Origin of the sequence: Pseudomonas sp. NGC7, assembly GCF_047159675.1 — a bacterium.
Lineage (GTDB): Bacteria > Pseudomonadota > Gammaproteobacteria > Pseudomonadales > Pseudomonadaceae > Aquipseudomonas > Aquipseudomonas kermanshahensis.
Genome location: NZ_BAAFZY010000001.1, coordinates 2,674,716 through 2,693,524, shown reverse-complemented (window position 1 = coordinate 2,693,524; position 18,809 = coordinate 2,674,716). Strand labels below are relative to the sequence as shown.

The window sequence follows — 18,809 nt, the reverse complement described above, 5'->3', positions numbered from 1 at the left end:
TGGGGCCGCTGCGCGGCCCATCGCGACGCAAGGCCGCTCCTACAAGAGCGCGCGACCGCTGTGTGTAGGAGCGGCCTTGCGTCGCGATGGGCTGCACAGCAGCCCCAAGGCACCCACGCCTTCTAAAAGGACATCCCCATGCCCCACCACACCCCCTTGGCCAGCGCCATCGCCCTGGCCATCGGCAGCCTTGCCGTGCCCGCATTCGCCGCCGAACCCGCCACCAACCTCGACACCGTGGTCGTGGTCGGCACCCACCGCAGCGACGTCACCGCCCTGCAAAGCGCTGCGCCCGTCGACGTCCTGAGTGGCGAAAAACTGCAGGAAACCGGCGCCAGCGACCTGTCCGCCGCGCTCACGGCCTTGTCACCGTCGTTCAGCTTCCCGCAATCGCCACAAGGCGCCTTTGCCGGCTCCATCGCCCAGGGCGCCTCGCTGCGCGGCCTGGCTTCCGACCAGGTGCTGGTGCTGGTCAACGGCAAACGCCGCCACACCAGCGCCAACGTTACCCGCCAAGGCCTGGTCAACGCCCGCGGCGCGGCGGCAGTGGACCTCAGCCTGATCCCACTGTCGGCCATCGAGCGGGTAGAGATCCTGCGCGATGGCGCCGCCGCCCAATACGGTTCGGACGCCATCGCCGGGGTGATCAACATCGTCCTCAAGGAACGCGATGACGGCGGCAACGCCGGCTACCGCTTCGGCGGCTACAAGAAAGGCGATGGCCTGCAACGCAAGCTCAGCGGCTGGAAAGGCTTTGCCCTGCCCAACGACGGCTTCCTTACCCTGGCCTTCGACGCTGGCAGCCAGGACCCGGCCAGCGACACGCGCGACGACAACCGCCTGTTCTATCCCGGTTCCGCCAGTATCGACACCCCGCGTGAACAGAACAACCGCTACCGCAACTGGCGCTGGGGCTCGGGCAACGTCTCGGACCAGTACAACTTCACCGCCAACGCCGAGATGGCCCTGAGCGAGGGCCTTAGCGCTTATGGCTTCGCCACCTACGCGCACAAGAACACCGACGCCGAGAACTTTTTCGATCCGCCCACCACCCTGCGCAACAACTACGGCAGCGTGGCGCTGGCGCGCTACCCCGACGGCCGCTTGCCAGTCACCCGCTATGGCCTGGAAGACTTCGCCGTCACCAGTGGCCTGCGCCTGGAGAATGAAGCACTGGGCAATTTCGACTTGGCGCTGAACTACGGCAACAACCGCGTCGACTCCACCGACCGCGACGCCATCAACCCCAGCTGGGGCACCGCCAGCCCCTCGACCCTCTACACCGGCCGGCGCGAAGCCGACCAGACCAACCTGACCCTGGACTGGACACGCGACTTCGCCAACGACTGGCTGTTCAAGCCTCTGACCGTTTCAGCAGGGCTGGCCTGGCGCCAGGAGAACTTCGACCTGACCGAAGGTGACGCCGCCGGCTGGTCCAATGGGCCGCTGTTCAACACCGTCGACCCGGTTTCTGGCCGGCGTATTCCCGGTTATTACTCAGGCATCACCCAGGTCGATGCCGTCTCGCTCGACCGCCGGGTGATCGGCGCCTACTTGGATGTCGAAGCCCAGCTCACCGAGAAATTCCAGGCCGGCGTGGCGGTACGTAGCGAGCACTACTCGGACTTTGGCGACACCACCAACGGCAAACTGTCGCTGCGCTATGACTTCACACCCGAAATCGCCGCCCGGGCCAGCGCCAGCACCGGCTACCGCGCGCCTTCACTGGTGCAGAGCGGGTTGTCCTCGTTCAGCGTGCAGGTGGTGGAGCAACCGCCGGGCAGTGGCAACTGGGTCGAGGTGCAACAGCGCACCCTGCGAGCCGACAGCCCGGAAGCGGCGCTGTTGGGTGGCAAGTCGCTCAAGCCCGAAGAGTCGACCAACTTCTCCGTGGGCCTGGTCTGGCGCCCGCTGCCCAACGCTTCGGTGACGCTGGATGCCTACCGCATCGACATCGACAACCGCATCACCTTGTCCGACCAGTTGCCGTCGTCAGTGGTCACGCCGATTTTTGCCGGCACGCCCTACGCCAATATCCAGAGTGCGGCGTTCTACACCAACATCGCCGACACCCGCACCGATGGCTTCGAGCTGGCCGGCCACTACCAGCTAGAGCTGGGCGGTTGGGGCCGGCTGGACTTCAACGGCGGCTATGCGCGCAACAACACCCGTATCACTGGGCTGGACGACGTGGGCAGCATCCCCGGCAACCAGATCATCGGCCGCAACACCCAAGGCCTGATCGAGGACGGTACGCCCAAGGACAAACTGACCTTGAGCGCCAACTGGCTGTATGACGGCTGGAGCGTCACCGTGGCCCAACGCCGTTATGGCGAATGGCAGAGCCGCAACGCCGCCAACCCGGCGCTGGACCAGACGTTTGCGGCGCAGTGGGTGACCGACCTGGATGTGTCGTACCGCTTCGACCTGGGCCTGACCTTGTCGGCGGGCGCGATCAACCTGTTCGACAGCCACCCAGACAAGCTCGAAGGCGCGCAGCTGTATGGGGTGCCGAAGTATTCCATCACCAGCCCCGAGGGAGCGCAGGGGGCGTTCTACTACACCAGCGTCAGTTACGATTTCTGATCAGCGACCGCGCTGGCATCTTCGCGGGCAAGCCCGCTCCCACCCGAACTGTGTAGCCTCCAAAGCTAGCGCCGCACCTGTGGGAGCTGGCTTGCCAGCGATGAGGCCAGAACAAGCAACACAAGACAGTTGCTCTCACAGGGTCAGCAACTCGCTTGCGATCTTTGTACTCTGCGTACTTGTGGGAGCGGGCTTGCCCGCGAAGAAGCCAGAACGTAGTGCTGACGACCTGCTGCTGGAGCAGCAGCCCTGTGCTGCTCCAGCATCACCTCCTTTTCATCCCCCGTATTTCCGGGCCTTCAGCGCCTGGCACAGCTCTTGCGATGGCCCTTTCTATCGTCTGCTCCCCCAAGGCCCGCCATGCGCTTGCTCTCGCCCCTCTCCTGGTTGATCTCACCTGCAGCCCTGCTCGCACTCTGGGCCGTGCTGGCCAACGCTGGGCTGTTCCCTGTCAACCTGCTGGTGCCACCGCTGGAGGTCTGGCACAGCTTCACCGAACTGCTGGCCACCGGCGAGCTGCAGGAGCACCTATCCGGCAGCCTTTCGCGTCTGGCCCTGGGCTTTGTCGGCGGCGCGCTCGGCGGCCTGGCATTCGGCACGGCACTGGCCTTGTCATACACCGTGGAGGCCTACTGCGCACCGCTGTTTCACACGCTTCGCCAAGTGCCCAGCATCGCCTTGATCCCGATGTTCGTGTTGCTGTTTGGCGTCGATGAAACCTTCAAGATCGTCATCGTCGCCAAGACCGCGTTCTTCCCCGTGGCCTTGGCCACCTGTGAAGGGGTACGCGCGATCCCGCGCAGTCACTTCGAGGTCGCAGCGGTGTACCGCCTGCGCTGGACCACCTTGGTCGGCCGTATTGCCCTGCCCGCTGCCGTGCCCGCGATCGTCACCGGCCTGCGCGTGGCGTTGACCCGCGCCTGGGTGGTACTGGTGGCCTGCGAGCTGCTGGCCGCCGACAGCGGGCTGGGGCAGATGATCGAAATGGGCCGGCAGATGCTGCGCATCGATGTCGTGATGGTCGGGGTGGTGATCACCGGTGTGATCGGCTTCACCCTGGATTTTGCCCTGCGCCGCGTGGAGCGGCGCTTGTCTGGCTGGCAAAGCCGCTGAGGAAGCCGTGATGAAACGACACAATATCCGTGGCCTGTTGCTGCCGTTGCTGCTGCTCGGCGCCTGGGAATACGCCTCGCGCCAGGACGCCGCCGGCGCCTACGCCTTCGTGCCACTGGCGCAGGTAGGGTCGGCATGGGTCGAACTGCTGGGCAGCGGCGAGCTGCTGATCAACCTGTGGGCAAGCCTGGTGCGCACCTGCACCGGCCTGGCGGTGGGCATTGTCGGTGGCATCGGGCTGGGCGCGCTGATGGCCCTGTCCGCCCCTGCCAACCGCCTGATCGCGCCGCTGTTCCATGCCCTGCGCCAGGTGCCGATGCTGGGCTGGATCCCGTTGATCGCCCTGTGGCTGGGCAACGGCGAAAGCGCCAAGCTGCTGATCGTAAGCCTTGCGGCTTTGTACCCCATGGTGCTCAACACCTTCGAAAGCCTGCGCCAGGTCGAGGGCCAGCACCGTGAAGCCGCCCGCGTGCTGATGCTCAGCCGCGCCCAGCAGCTGCGCCTGATCCTGCTGCCTGCCGCCTTGCCGGGCATCGCCGCTGGCGTGCTGCAGGCACTGGCATTCGCCTGGGTGACCTCGGTCGGCAGCGAGCTGTTCCTGTCTTCCGGTGCCGGCCTCGGCAGCCTGATGATGACCGCCGAAGCCGGCGCGCGCATGGAGATCATCGTGGTCTGCGTGCTGTGCATCGGCCTGTGCGGCTACCTGATGTCCTGGCTCTGCACCCTCCTCTCCCGCCGCCTGCTGCGCTGGCGCCCGACCCGTTGAAAGGCCCGACCATGAACGCCATCGCCCATGCTCTACCCACCACCGCCACCCACGGCGCACTGACCCTTCGCGGCCTGAGCAAGACCTACGCCCTCAAGGGCAAGCCGATGCAAGTGCTCAAGGACATCGAGCTGAACATCCAACCTGGCGAATTCGTCAGCATTGTCGGCGCCAGCGGCTGTGGCAAGTCCACGCTGCTGCGGCTGATCGTCGGCCTCGACCAGGACTATCACGGGCAGATCCTGCTCGACCAGCAACCCGTGCGCGGGCCGGGCCTGGAACGCGGCATCGTGTTCCAAGACCACCGCCTGTTCCCATGGATGACCTTGCAGCAGAACATCGCCCTGGCCCTGAAGAACCACACCATGCCAGCCACGCACAAGGGCCGCCTGGTGGCTGAGCACATCGAGCTGGTGGGCCTGAGCGGTTACGAACACGCCTACCCGCATCAGCTCTCCGGCGGCATGGCCCAGCGCGCGGCCATTGCCCGGGCGCTGGTGAACAAACCCAAGGTGCTGCTGCTCGACGAGCCGCTCGGCGCCCTCGATGCCCTGACCCGGGTGAGGCTGCAGCAAGAGCTGCAGCGCATCTGGGTGCAGGAGCGGTGCACCGTGATCATGGTCACCCATGACATCGAGGAGGCGCTGTACCTGGGTGACCGGGTGATCGTGATGGATGCCCACCCTGGCAGAATCCGAGAGGACCTGCACATCGACCTGCCGCACCCGCGTGAGCGCGACAGTGCGGTGCTGCACGCGTACAAACAGCGGTTGCTGGGTGAGCTGGTGGGGCATTGAGCTGCGCCTGTGCTAATGTCGGTCGACTTGCTTGCCCATCAACATGGAGCCCCCTACATGGACGTACGTTGCACATCGATCGAGGACGTTCGCTCGCGCATCGACCACATCGACCAGAACCTGGTCGCGCTGCTCGCCCAACGCGGCCAACTGGTCGCCCAGGCAGCCACCTTCAAGAAGACCAGCGACGATGTGCGCGCACCGGCGCGGGTCGAGCAGGTGATTGCCAAGGTGCGTGCAATTGCCAGCGATACCGGGGCGTCGCCCGACGTGGTGGAACGGGTGTACCGGGCGATGATTGCGGCCTTTATCGATGAAGAGCTGAAACTGCATGCCGCATTGAGCCGTGAGTGAACCTGGACGGGTTCGACACTGCCCTACGCGAACTCGGTAGGAGCAGCCTTGAGCTGCGAAGAGGCCGGTGACAGCAGCAAAAATACGCTGTGCTGTTACCGGCCTCTTCGCAGCACAAGGCTGCTCCTACACGGGAACGCGTCAATCCTGAGAGCACGAACGCTCAGCCACTCACCCCGCCAGTATGAAGTCTGCCGCCGTCACCGTCGTGGCGTCGGCCACCCCCACCAGGCGGATCGAGTCGGCAGCGCCGATGCTGACCAGCGTATCAGCGCCGACGTCGGCGATGGTGACGCTGGCAGCGAAGGTGGCAGCCGTGATGTTGAGCGCGGTGATGTCCAGCCGGTCCTGGCCGCCCGACGCGATGGCATCGAAGTTGATGATCAGGTCGTTGCCAAAGCCTGCAGCGAACTGGAAGACATCATTGCCGTCAGTGGCAATCATCGTGTCGTTGCCCGCCCCACCTGTGACCGTATCGTTGCCAGCGGCACCGTTGATGAAGTCGTTGCCGGCCCCTCCCAGCAAGGTGTCGTTGCCGACGTCACCAAACAGCGTGTCGTTGCCATCGCCACCCTGCAGCAAATCGACGCCGACGCCACCGTCCAGGGTGTCGTTGCCCAGGCCGCCCAGCAGCGTGTCGTTGCCAGCGCCCCCCAGCAGTGAGTCATTGCCATCACCGCCATCGAGGCTGTCATCGCCACCCCCGCCGTTCAAGGTATCGATGCCCAGCCCACCAAACAGCTGGTCGTTGCCGGCATCACCGTTGAGCGTGTCGTTGCCCGCGTTGCCATTGAGGATGTCGTTGCCGCCGTCACCATTGAGCGTGTCATTACCTGCCCCGCCGTTGATGAGGTTGGCCAGCCCATTGCCCGTGGCAGTGAAGTTGCCCACCCCGGTGAAGGTCAGGTTCTCGACGTTGCCGGCCAGGGTGTAGGTAGCCAGCGAGGTCTGCACGGTATCGGTACCGGCACCCGACGCTTCGACCACCACATCGTTGGCATTGTCGACCACGTAGGTGTCATTGCCGACGCCACCGACCAGGCGGTCGGCCCCCGCACCGCCATTGAGCACATCGTTGGCGGCCCCCCCAGTGAGGGTGTTGGCCAAGGCGTTGCCGGTGCCGGTGAAGCTGCTGCTGCCGGTGTAGGTCAGGTTCTCGACATTCGCCGTCAGCGTGTAGCTTGCCAGGCTGGTCTGCACCAGGTCGGTCCCGCCGTTCAGCGCTTCGGTCACCGTGTCACCGGCGTTGTCGACCACGAACGTGTCGTTGCCGGCACCACCGTTCATGGCGTCCGCGCCAAGCCCGCCGTTGAGGGTGTCGTTGCCATCGTCGCCGTTGAGGATGTCGGGGTCGTCACCGCCGTTGAGCACGTCGTTACCCAGGCCGCCGAACAGCTGGTCCGCGCCGCCCAATCCGTTGAGGGTATCGTTACCGCCCAGGCCCGAGATCACGTCGTTACCCGCCGCACCGGTCAGCGTGTTGGCCGCGTTGGTACCGACCAGGGTCACACCGGGCGGCACCACGACGGGCGCGGTTGCTGCCGACGTCAGCGTCTCCAGCGTGCCGAAGCCGTCGGTGTAGCGCACGATCACCCGCAGTTGCTGGTTACCCTGGGCAAAGCCCGGGGTGAAGGTGGCCGCCGTTGCGCCGACGATGTTGCTGAAGCTGCTGCCGCTGCCTTGCTGCCACTGGAAGCTGAACGCACCCAGCCCGTCGAGGTCGGCAATGCCAGCGGTAAGCGCGGTCAGCACCTGGCCGCGGTCGGGTGTGGTGTCGCTGATCAGCACCGCGCCTGTCGGTGCATCGTTGACGTTGGCCACCGGGTCGAGGATGTCGGAAGCAACACTTTCGTGCACGCCGAAGTCATCCACGTAGCTGACCACCACCCGCATGTTCTGCCCCACCTGCGCCTGGGTCAGGACGAAGGTGCTGTTGATGGCACCGGCAATGTTGACCCAGCCAACGCCCCGGTTCGACTGCCACTGGAAGGTGAACTGCGGGTTGCTCAGGCCGTCGGCATCGACAATGGTGGCCGGGTTGGCCGTCAGCGTCTGGTTCTGTATCAGCAAGCCGGTCACGGCCGGCCCGGCGCTCGGCGCGCTGTTGGGCGCCGAGTCGACGATTTCCAGGGTGCCCTTGGCATCCTGATACACCGCCCGCACCCGAATGCTCAGCCCCGCCACATCGTCGGTCACCCGGTAGGTGCTGCCGATGGCCCGCGACACTTCGCCGGCCGCGACGAAGGTGATGTCCTCATACACCCCAGAACCCGGCAATTGCTCGACCTGCCAGTAGTAAGCCACTGGGCCGTTGACCGCGCCGGTCGGGTTGCTTGCACTGGCGTTGTCCGCATCGTGCACGGCCAGGTCAGTGACCCGCAGCAGCTGGCCAGCCACCGGTGTGTCATCGCGTACGCCGGTGGCATCGTCGAGGATCACCAAGTGGCCCGACGGGCCTGCGTTGGCGGCCGTGCCGACACCGGAGGCGATGGCCCGGTCGGAGAACTGCAGCCGCTCGATGCCGGTCAGCCGATCGACGCCGTCACGCCCTGCTACCAGGTCAGTGACAATCACGGTATTGCCGTCGACCACGACGTTGTAGTCCGTCGCCACGCCTGAGAACAGCGCAGTGTCGAAGTTGTCAGTGCCTTTCAGGATCTCCCGCGTGATCACCAGTTGCCCAGGGTTGTAGGTGCCGTTGAGCATGAACGGCACCATCGGTTCCATGCTGTCGAACGAGGCGATTTCCGGGCCGGTGCCATCGCTGTTGGCGCGTACGCTGATGCGCACGTTGAGCCACTTGTCACCGTCGAGGATATCGTCACCGCCGCGGCCTTCGATCAGGTCGCTGCCGCTGCCGCCGAGGATGATGTTGCCGCCGTCGTAGAACGTCGCGCCAGCGGCCAGCAGATCGGCCAGGCCGTTGATCAGGCTGATGTTGGTCAGCACGCTGCCATTGGCACCGGCGGTGGGCAGCGAGGCGGCATCTTCGTTGTCGCCGCGCAGGAAGTCACCGTGCGCCGAGCCTGACAGGCCCTCCATGATGTCGAAACGCACCAGCGCCGATGCCCCCGAACCCGGTACTGGCGGCACATCGAAGAAGCGGTCGCTGTAGTCGATGGTCACGCCTTGGGCGAGCCCCTTGAAGGTCGCCCAATCGTAGCCGGAGCCGCCGATATAGCGGTCACCGAAGCCGAGGCTGCCGACCATGATGTCGTCGCCCCCTTCGCCGTTGAACTTGTCGTTCTCGTTACCACCGACAAACACATCGTTGCCGATGATCGGGTCGTTGCCGAGCGGGTCGAAGTTGTCGCCAGGGGCACCGTCCGAGGTGCCCTTCTCGATCCAGTCGTCCCCTTCGTTGCCCATGTCCTGTTCGTTGGCCTTGCTGCCCAGGATAAAGTCATTGCCCTGGCCGCCGATGGCCTCGGAGGCGTCTTCACCGGTGACGATGAAGTCGTTGCCGAAACCGCCAATGATCAGGTTGATGCCATTACCGCCGTGCAGCACGTCGTTGCCGTCGCCGCCCTGGATATTGTCGTCACCGCCCATGTCGCTGATGATGTCGTCGCCAGCACCGCCGCGCAGTTGGTCGTTGCCGTTGCCGCCTTCGATGCGGTCATTGCCGGCATCGCCCCAGACCGTGTCGTCCCCCCCGCCGGAGACGAGCACATCGGCGCCGTTGGTGCCACCCAGCACAATGTGCTCGTCACCGGCATAGCGGATGTAGTTGCTGTCCGGCCCTGCGGTCAGCGGGCTGTCGCGGAACACCACCTGCTGGCCGTTCTCGCCCAGCGGGTCGGCATTGCCCAGGCCATCGTTGTACTGCTTGCTGCGGTCCACTTCGAGGTAGAACGCCGGGTCCGAGAACACCAGGCCTGGTAAGTGGGTGGCCGAGGTGTTGGCCATGATCAGCTTGGCGAACGAGTTGCTTTCCAGTTCCGCGTTCATCGACAGGCCAGCGGTGCGCTCCAGGTAGTAGAAGCGGTCGCCGTCCTGGAGTTTTTCCAGCTGGTTCTCGAACACAAAGTTGAACGTTGAACCGAGCATGCCGCCGAACGGGGTTTTTGCCTCGGCCAGGCCGCCGATCCACAGGTCGATGGCGTCGACACCGGTCACCGTGACGCCCTTCAGGTCATCGGCCGTGCCCAGCACGCCGTCCTTGCCGGGCCGTGTCACGTTGGCCCAGGCCCCGGTGCCGTTAAGGAAGTCGAGCCGGTCAAGCGGCGAACCGTCGCCACCGAACACCAGCGCCATCGCCGCCGCACGCTTGTCCACCAGGGTGGTTGCCCCGGTGATGGTGCTGTGCGTGCCATAGGCGGCGATGAAGTTGATCAACGACTCCGGATGCTTGAGGTGTTGCACCAGGTCGACCCAACTGGTGTATGGCTTGAGTTGGGTATCGCCGGTTTGCCCATAGATGTCGCGGCGTACGGCGTTGAGCGAAGGGATACCGACATCGCGGCCACGGGCGATGTTGATCGCCGGCAGGTCGAGCGGCAGCCCGAGCAGGTTGTTGCGCAGCGCCTCGGTGACGAACTCGTCGATTTCGTTACCGGCCTGGCGGGTAACCCCGCGCACGATGGCACTGGTCGCATCCTCGGGGGTGACGCCACTGGCGGCGTACGCCAGCGGGTTGAGGAACGCGGCGATCAGGCCCAACTGCTGGTCGGAGTCGGCGCTGGAGGGGTCTTTGACCACGTTGAAGTCGATGTCGAAACGGTCGACGGTCTCGGTCAGCATCGAGTGGCCGAAGCGGTACACGGTGTGCGCGAACTCGGCGACGATCGAGGCGTCGAGGTCGACGTCGTACACCTGGGTCGGGGCGAAGAACAGGTCGACACGCGGTTGGATGGTGCGGGCAAACTCCTCGAACACCAGGTGCTGGTACTGCATCTCGGTACCGAACTTGGCTGCCTGGAACAACCGCTCGCCATTCCACACCAGTGCATCGATCTCGGCCTGGCTGGCCGGCAGTGCGTTGACAGGGTTGAGCAGCCACTCGTTGAGGAAGGCCACGTCGCCCGAATCGAGCACGGTGTCCTTGGTCTGCGCCACCAGCCGGTTGTGCTCGGCGTGGAAGATCGCGTGCACGGCGGTCAGGCCGATGTTTTCGTTAACCCGGCCGTCGCCCGCGATGTAGTGCGCATCCAGCAACTCGTTGTCGTAGGCCAGGTTGGCGCCGGTCTGCGGGTTGACCGGGACGGCGTTGCCGACCTGGGTACCGGCATCGGGTGCCAACACACCGCCGTTGAACACGGGCACTGCATTGTGGGCGATGTCGGCGAGGAACTCGTGCCCCGTGCGCACGGCGTTGGTCAGGTCGATCGGCGCCAACGGGTTGCCTTCGACCAGCACGTCGTCCGCCGTGCCGCCCAGGCCATCGGCGCCCTTCATGACCACCATCGGGTAGCCCTTGGGCCCTTTGATGAAGTTGCCGTAGGCATCGGTCGCCAGCAGCGGAACGTTGTTGACGTCAGCATCGGTGAGGTGAATGCCGAGCAGGTCATTGGCCTGCGCCTTGACCACTTTCCAGGTCGCCATGCCGCCGATTTCGCTGTCGTCGGCACTGCCGAACTTGCCATCGGCGCCCAGGTCGCGGTTGGTGATCAACCGGCCCGTGGCGACGGGGCCATGGTCTGTCATCTGATAGCCACGCAGGAACACCTGGTGCGACGGGTGTGAGCTGTAGGTCTGGTTCTGGTCCACGAACGGCGTGGTGGTGTTGCTGTGCTCATGGATATCGTCGGCGTTGCCGAGAATGCCATCCGGCCCTGGCTGATTGGTGGCACGGGTCAGCACCATGAAGTTGGTGTGGCCACCCGGCACATACAGCGGGTCATCCGGTTGCAGCGGAATGTACACGGTACCCGAACCGCCCTTGGTGACCAGGTCCAGGCCATGGTCGAAGAACTGGCCAAAGAAGGTCATCCAGGCGTTGAACGGCGCAGACAGCCCGGCATCCGCCGTGGTGTTCTCGAACAGGTACACGTCGTGGTCGTCATTGGTGCCGAACTGCCCGTCCAGGCCGGGGCTGGCGACGACCCGCACGCCATCCTTGAGCACATCATCGTTACCCGGCGTGCCGAAGTTGAGCACGCCGTCGGCGCCAGGGTCATAGGCCGTGGCATAGGCGGCCGGGTTGTTCGAGGTCTGGTCGACGATCAGGTTGCTGATGGTGCGCGGCTGCGAGTCGAACACTGCGCCGCTGGTTTGTTGGTAGGACGACCCTGGAATGGCCGGCGAGCCTGGGCCGAAGAAGCCGGCTGGCGCGCCTTCAGCGGGGTTGAACACCGGGTCGGTGAGGCGTGGGAAGACATTATCGGCCGCCCCGAACTGGGTGTTGTTGATGCCGTTGAGGTTCATCAGGTTGTTGTTCGAACCGTCGACTGCTCGCAGCCCCAGGGGTGCTCGGATGTTCGGTATCAGCGAGAGGATGTCCTGCCCGGCGGCATCAGCCTCGGCGATCTTGATTTGCGCGAGGATGAAGTTGAGGTCGGAACGGACCATGTGCAGGCCCGCGCCACCTTCGCTGGCGTCAACCACCGGCGTCGGCGCGGTCGGCACCACGGGGGCGCCCGCCTCCACCACGGCCGTGGGTTGCGAGAACAGCACTTCAGTGGTGCCGTGCGCATCCTGGTAGATCGCCTTCACCCGCAGTGACAGCCCGGCAAGGTCTGGCGAGATCTTGAACGCCGTGCCATCGGCGCTCTGGAACGCCAGGTCGCCGGCCGGCAGCAGGATGATGTCCTCGAACACACCGCTGCCCGGGTCCGCTTCGAACTGCCAGTAGTAGGACACCGAGGTGTTGTTGAGCACGCCTTGCGGATTGGTCAGCGACACATTGTCGCCATCGCGCACCCCGGCCATGCTCACGGTCAGCATGTCGCCCACGGTGATCGCGCCAGCGTTGTTGTCGGTGACAGTCGGGCTGCCGGTTGGCTGCGCATTCACCCCGGTCACCAGCACGCGCTGGCCATCGGCAAATTGCAGGCGCTCGATATGCAGCAGGGTGTCGACGCCGTCACGCCCGGCAACGGTGTCGGTCACCGTCCACACATCGTCCGACACATCGGCCGTGCCACGGTTGTTCTGGGTAACCACGTAGTCGGCCTGAACACCGGAGAACACAGCGGTATCGAACGCCGAGCCGCCCGTCGAAGTGCCCGGCAGGATTTCCCGCACGGCCTTGAGCTGGCCTGGGTTATAGGTGCGGTCGAGCATGAACGGGATCATGTCGACCATGCTGTCGAAGCTGGCGATTTCCGGCCCGGTATGGTTGACGTCGCCGGCGGCATACACCGCGATGCGCACGTTGATCCACTTGTCGCCGTCGATCAGGTCATCGCCGCCGCGGCCCTCGATCAGGTCGCTGCCATTGCCACCGAGGATGATGTTGCCGGTGGCAAAGCCGGTGGTGGGCAAACCCGCGTCAGCCAGGAACTGCTGCAGCGCGTGGATCAGCGCCACGTTGGTCAGCGCACTGCCAGTGGCACCGCCGTGGTTGAGAATGGTGACTGCATCGACGTCGTCACCCTTGAGCACATCGCCAAACTTGGAACCGGACAACCCTTCGACTTCGGCAAAGCGGTCGAGGATCGAGGCCGGCGAGGCGCCGACCGGGTTGAACACGCCGGCGTTCTGGTTCGGCGCGTTGCCATGGGGCTGCGCCAGCGCGGCCAGGCTCAGGTCGACGGTGACGCCGACCTGGTCATTCTTGTAGGTGACCCAGTCGAAACCGGACATGCCGTCCATCTTGTCCTGGGCATCGCTGCCGACAAAGATGTCATCGCCACCTTCGCCGATCATCTCGTCGAAGCCACCACCCCCGACGAAGATGTCGTTGCCGACCACTTCGTCACCCAGCAGCGGCGCGAAGTTGTCGCCGGGCGCACCGTCCTGGGTGCCCTTCTCGATCCAGTCATCGCCTTCGTTGCCGGTGGGCGGCAGGTTGGTCTTGGCGCCGAGGATGAAGTCGTCGCCCAGGCCGCCGAACGTGGTGCTGATGTCTTCGGTGGTGATGATGAAGTCTTGGCCATCGCCGCCCAGGATCAGGTTGCCGGCAACGCCCATGCTGCCGGCGACGATGACATCGTTGCCGGCGTTGCCTTCCAGGCGGTTGTCGCCGAACGAATCGGTGATGATGTCATCGCCCGCGCCACCCAGCACCGCATCATTGCCGGCGCCCCCTTCGAGGCGGTCATCGCCGCCGTCGCCGTAGAGCGTGTCGTCACCCTCGCTGGAGATGATGATGTCATTGCCCGCAGTGCCCCCCAGAACCACATGGTCCAGGCCGGTGTAATGCAGGTAGTTGCTGTCGGGGCCCACGGTATCCGGGTTGTCGCGGATCACCAGCGGGACGATTTCCTGGCCGTAGATCATGATGCCGCCGGTAGGGTCGGCCTTGCCGTCGGCACTCAGCCCGGTGAACTGGTTGGCCTGGTTCACTTCGAGGGTGAACGTCGGCGTCAGGAACACCGTGTTGGACAGGTGCGTGACGTCGGAGTTGAGCATGATCAGCTTGGCAAAGGAGTTGTTTTCAAGCTCCGTGCCGAAGTTCAGGCCCGCTGTACGCGACAAGTAGTAGAAGCGGTCGCCGTTCTGCAGCGCCTCCAACTGGGTTTCGAAGACGAAGTTGAAGCTCGAACCCAGCATGCCGCCGAACGGCATCTTCTGCTCGGCCAGGCCACCGACCCAGAAGTCGATGGTGTCGACGCCGGTGATGGTCACCCCGCTCACGTCGTCCGCAGTGCCCAGCACACCGTCTTTGCCGGCCCGGGTCACGTTGGCCCAGGCGCCGGTGCCGTTGAGGAAGTCCAGGCGGTCGAGCGGCGCGTCATCGCCCCCGAACACCAAGGCCACAGCGGCGGCACGTTTGTCGGCCAGCGTGGTCGCCCCGGTGATCGTCGCATGGGTGCCATAGGCGGCGATGAAGTTGACCAGCGATGCCGGGTGCTTGAGGTGGTCGGCAAAGTCGACCCAACTGATGTAGGCCTTGAGTTGGCTGTCGCCGGTCGCGGCATAGAACTCACGGCGCGCCTCGTTCAGCGAGGGGATACCGGTGTCGCGCCCACGGGCAAGGTTCAGCGCCGGCAGGTCGAGCGGCAGGCCCAGCAGGTTGTTGCGCAGGGCTTCGGTAACGAACTCATCGATCTCGTTGCCGACCTGGCGCGTCACGCCGCGAATGATTGCCCCTGCCGCTTCATCGGCCGTCGCCCCGCTGCCAGCGAATGCCAGCGGGTTGAGGAAGGCAGCGATCAGGCCAAGCTGCTGGTCGGGGTTGTTGGGGTCGGTAAGGACGGGGTTGAACTCGGGGTCGAAGCGATCGACGGTCTCGGTCAGCATCGAGTGGCCGAAGCGGTACACCACGTGGGCGAACTCGGCGAGGATGGCCGGGTTGATCGAGGTGTCATAACCGTTAGGCGCCAGAAACTCGTCGATCTGCGGCTGGATGGTGCGGGCGAACTCCTCGAACACCAGGTGCTGGTACTGCATCTCGGTGCCGAACTTGGCGGCCTGGAACAGGCGTTCGCCATCCCACACCAGCGCGGCGATGGCGGCAGGTGTGGTCGGCAGCACGGCAACGTCATCCACCAGCCATTCGTTGAGGAAGGCCAGGTCGCCTGCGGCGAGGATGGTGTCCTTGGATTGCTGGACCAAGCGGTTGTGCTCGGAGTGGAACACGTGGTGCACGGCGGTCAGGCCGATGTTCTCGTTCACCCGGCCGTCGCCGGCGATGTAGTGGGCGTCGAGCAGTTCGTTATCGTAGGTCAGGTTGTTGCCACCTGGGCCCACCAGCTGCGCGTTGCCCACCGCGGTGTCGCCGTCGGCCTGCAGCACGCCGCCGACCACGACGGGCGCGGCGTTGTGGGCGATATCGTCGAGGAAGCCGTGCCCGGTGCTGACGGCATTGGCCAGGCTGATCGGCGCGGCGCGATTGCCCTCGACCAGTTGGGTTACGTCATCGGCCGTGCCGGCAACCCCATCAGCGCCATTGCTGACGCGCATCACCACCTGCGGCATGCCATTGGGCCCGCGCAGGAAGTTGCCATAGGCATCGGTCGCCAGCAGCGGCACGCTGTGTACGTCGGCATCGGTCAGGTTGATACCGAGCAGGTCGCGGGCCTGGGCTTTGACCACGGCCCAGGTGGCCATGCCGCCATTTTCGCCATTGCCATCGTCGGCCGTGCCGAACTTGCCGTCGGCGCCGAGATCGCGGTTGGTGATCAGCCGCCCAGTGGCAATCGGGTCGCCCGCGGCGTTGAGCATGTATTCGCGCAGGAACACCTGGTGCGAGGGGTGCGAGCTGTAGGTCTGGCTCTGGTCCACGAACGGCGAGGTGGTGTTGGGCTGGCCATCGTCGGCCGTGCCCAGCACACCGTCCGCGCCGGCCGTGCGCACGGCACGTGGCAGCACCATGAAGTTGGTCGGGCTGTTGGGCACGTACAACGGGTCGTCCGGCTGCAACGGGATGAACACGATGTCGGTGGTGCTCTTGGTCACCAAGTCCAGGCCGTGATCGAAGAACTGGCCGAAGAAAGTCATCCAGGCGTTGAAACCGGCCGTCAGGCCCGCGTCTGCAGACTGGTTGGGGATGAAGAACACGGGCTTGTCGTCAGCCGTGCCGAACACCCCATCGAGGCCAGGGCTCATCACCGGCGCCGCGCCGCCATTGGCTTCTACGGCGGCGGGGTTGTTCGGCGTCTGGTCGACGATCAGGTTGCTGATGGTGCGCGGCTGCCCGTCGACCACCGTGCCGGTGCCGGCATAGGCCGCGCGGTAGGACGCATCAAGCAAACGCAGGAAGGAATTGTCGGCGGCACCGAACTCACTTTGCCCGGCCACCAGGTTGTTGTAGCTGCCGTCCACGGTGCGCAAGCCAAACGGCACCTGGCTGTTGGGCAGCAGATCGATGAGATTGGCGCCCTTGGCGTGGGCTTCGGCGATGAAGATCTGCTTGAGGATGAACTCCAGGTCCGACTTGCTGAAATTGGCCATTTAGATTGCCCTCGATCTATCGGGAGAAAGACACAGGGCAACAGGGTCCATCCCGCGCCCAGTCAGTGCTGACGTGCGCAGTTCGTGGTTCGGTTTTCCGGGATCGGTGGTGCGATGACTTCTGGTCAAGCGCGGCCCGTTGGAGCGGCCCGAATAATCAAGACTAAAGTCGTAGGTTCAAACCTTGTCAATAAGCCGTCGAAAAAATGACTCTCGATGATAATGCGTTGCAACTCGCTGTTTTTACGTGACTTATAAAAAGTTCAAAGAATTTATAGAGCGAAATGATATTACAAGATATTTCGTTGCAACCTACGCTCGTGCTTGTGGGGCACCGCAGCGTTTTCGGATGATTCGCCTACAGAGCGACCCGCCTGCGTGCCGTCCAGAAGCCACATCTAGAGCAGTCCAGAGCGCCGCAACGGCCTCCGGTTTGGTACAGAGGGAGGCCCCAGATGCACAAGCAGCCGCGCACCCGTTCCGAGCTGGCCGAGGCGCTCTTTCGCCTGCGCCGCAGCTTCTACTCACTGGCAGGCTTCAGCGGCGTGATAAACGTCATGATGTTGACGCCAGCTGTCTACATGCTCCAGGTCTACGACCGCGCCCTGGTCAGCCGTAACGTCACCACATTGACGATGCTCACCGTGCTGGTGGTCGGGCTGTTCCTGCTGATGTCCGCCCTGGAAATGATCCGCACCCGCGTGTTGATCCGGGTCGGCAACTGCCTGGACATGGACCTCAACCGGCGCATCTTCAGCGCCGCCTTCGAGCGCAATCTGAACCGCGCCGGTGGCAACCCGGCCCAGGCCCTGCAAGACCTGGCACAAGTCCGCCAGTTCTTGACCGGCAATGGCCTGTTCGCCTTCTTCGATGCACCGTGGACGCCCATCTACCTGCTGGTGTGCTACCTGATCCACCCGCTGCTGGGGCTGGTTACGATGATCGGCTCGATGATCCTCGCCGGCCTGGCGTACCTCACCGAAAAGGCCACCCACAAGCCGTTGGCCGAGGCCAACCACGCGGCGCTGTCGTCTGCCAACTACGCCAACAACAACCTGCGCAATGCCGAAGTCATCGAGGCCATGGGCATGCTGCCGTCGATCAGCAAGCGTTGGTACCAGAGCCATCTGCGCATCCTGCAGATGCAGACGCTGGCGTCCGACCGTGCGGCCTTGATCAGCAGCACCGGGCGCTTCGTGCGCATCACCCTGCAATCGCTGATCCTCGGCACCGGTGCGCTGCTGGCGATCGAAGGCAAGATCACCCCGGGCATGATGATCGCCTGCTCGATCCTCACCGGTCGCGCACTGGGGCCGGTGGAACAAGTCATCGCCTCGTGGAAGCAACTGCTTGGCTGCCGCTCAGCCTGGGGGCGGCTGACCGAACTGCTGCAGGACTACCCGCGCCGCCCACCGAGCATGTCGCTGCAACGGCCCCTGGGCATGCTCGCCGTGGAGAACGTGTTTGCTGGCGCCCCCGGCACCAACACCACCATTCTGCGCGGGGTGAGCTTCAGCCTGGCGCCGGGCGAAAGCCTCGGCATCATCGGCCCCTCCGCCTCGGGCAAGTCCACCCTCGCCCGCCTGCTGGTTGGCGTCTGGCCGACCCAGGCCGGCAAGGTGCGCCTGGACGGCGCCGACATCTTCACCTGGAACAAAGGCGAACTGGGCCCGTGGCTCGGCTACCTGCCGCAAGACGTCGAACTGTTCGAAGGGACCATCGCCGACAACATCGCGCGGTTTGCCGAGGTGGACAGCGATGCGGTCATCCGCGCAGCCAAGAGCACCGGCGTGCACGAGATGATCCTGCGCTTCCCGCAGGGCTACGACACCCGCCTGGGCACCGATGGCAGCCCGCTTTCCGGTGGCCAGAAACAGCGCATTGCCCTGGCCCGTGCGCTGTATGGCGAACCTAACCTGGTGGTGCTGGATGAGCCCAACGCCAACCTCGACGATGTCGGGGAAAAGGCCCTGGTCGATGCCCTGGGCGAACTCAAAGGCCGTGGCGCCACGGTGGTGCTGGTTTCTCACCGGCCCAACGTGCTGTGCGCCGTCGACAAGGTGCTGATGCTGCGTGACGGCGGCGTGCAGATGCTGGGCACGCGCGACGAAGTCTTTGCCGCCCTGCGCAAGGCAAGTGTGATACCGGCGGCCGCAGCAGCGCCGCTGGCTTCGGTAAAAGTACGGGAGTAACCG

Annotated in this window: 7 protein-coding genes; 6 read left to right on the top strand and 1 reads right to left on the bottom strand. The window is 64.8% G+C overall.

Features of this window, described 5'->3' with window-relative positions; all coding sequences use genetic code 11:
• Positions 1 to 138: 138 nt before the first annotated feature.
• The 5 genes from ACMCNM_RS12200 (at position 139) to ACMCNM_RS12180 (ending at position 5,616) form a co-directional block, all read left to right on the top strand.
• Positions 139 to 2,586, top strand: a complete 2,448-nt coding sequence (locus tag ACMCNM_RS12200) for a TonB-dependent receptor plug domain-containing protein (RefSeq protein WP_412764428.1) — start codon at positions 139 to 141, stop codon at positions 2,584 to 2,586.
• A 360-nt stretch (positions 2,587 to 2,946) separates the two neighbouring features.
• Positions 2,947 to 3,699 (top strand): ABC transporter permease, encoded by a 753-nt coding sequence (locus tag ACMCNM_RS12195; RefSeq protein ID WP_186703323.1) that lies wholly within the window; start codon positions 2,947 to 2,949, stop codon positions 3,697 to 3,699.
• A gap of 10 nt (positions 3,700 to 3,709) precedes the next feature.
• Positions 3,710 to 4,465: an ABC transporter permease gene (locus ACMCNM_RS12190; protein WP_339548369.1), complete on the top strand. Its 756-nt coding sequence runs from the start codon at positions 3,710 to 3,712 to the stop codon at positions 4,463 to 4,465.
• 11 nt (positions 4,466 to 4,476) lie between these two features.
• Entirely contained in the window at positions 4,477 to 5,262 is a 786-nt protein-coding gene (locus tag ACMCNM_RS12185) for an ABC transporter ATP-binding protein (protein ID WP_412764427.1), read from the top strand.
• 57 nt (positions 5,263 to 5,319) lie between these two features.
• Positions 5,320 to 5,616, top strand: a complete 297-nt coding sequence (locus ACMCNM_RS12180; RefSeq protein ID WP_186678668.1) for a chorismate mutase — start codon at positions 5,320 to 5,322, stop codon at positions 5,614 to 5,616.
• A gap of 171 nt (positions 5,617 to 5,787) precedes the next feature.
• On the opposite strand, the gene ACMCNM_RS12175 is transcribed toward ACMCNM_RS12180, so the two are convergent.
• Complete coding sequence (locus ACMCNM_RS12175) at positions 5,788 to 16,614, bottom strand: peroxidase family protein (protein ID WP_412764426.1); 10,827 nt, start codon at positions 16,612 to 16,614, stop codon at positions 5,788 to 5,790.
• A 455-nt stretch (positions 16,615 to 17,069) separates the two neighbouring features.
• Between ACMCNM_RS12175 and ACMCNM_RS12170 the strand changes: the two genes are divergently transcribed.
• Positions 17,070 to 18,806 carry a type I secretion system permease/ATPase gene (locus tag ACMCNM_RS12170; RefSeq protein ID WP_085273306.1) on the top strand — a complete coding sequence of 579 codons (1,737 nt, stop codon included), beginning with the start codon at positions 17,070 to 17,072 and terminating at the stop codon, positions 18,804 to 18,806.
• Positions 18,807 to 18,809: the final 3 nt, after the last annotated feature.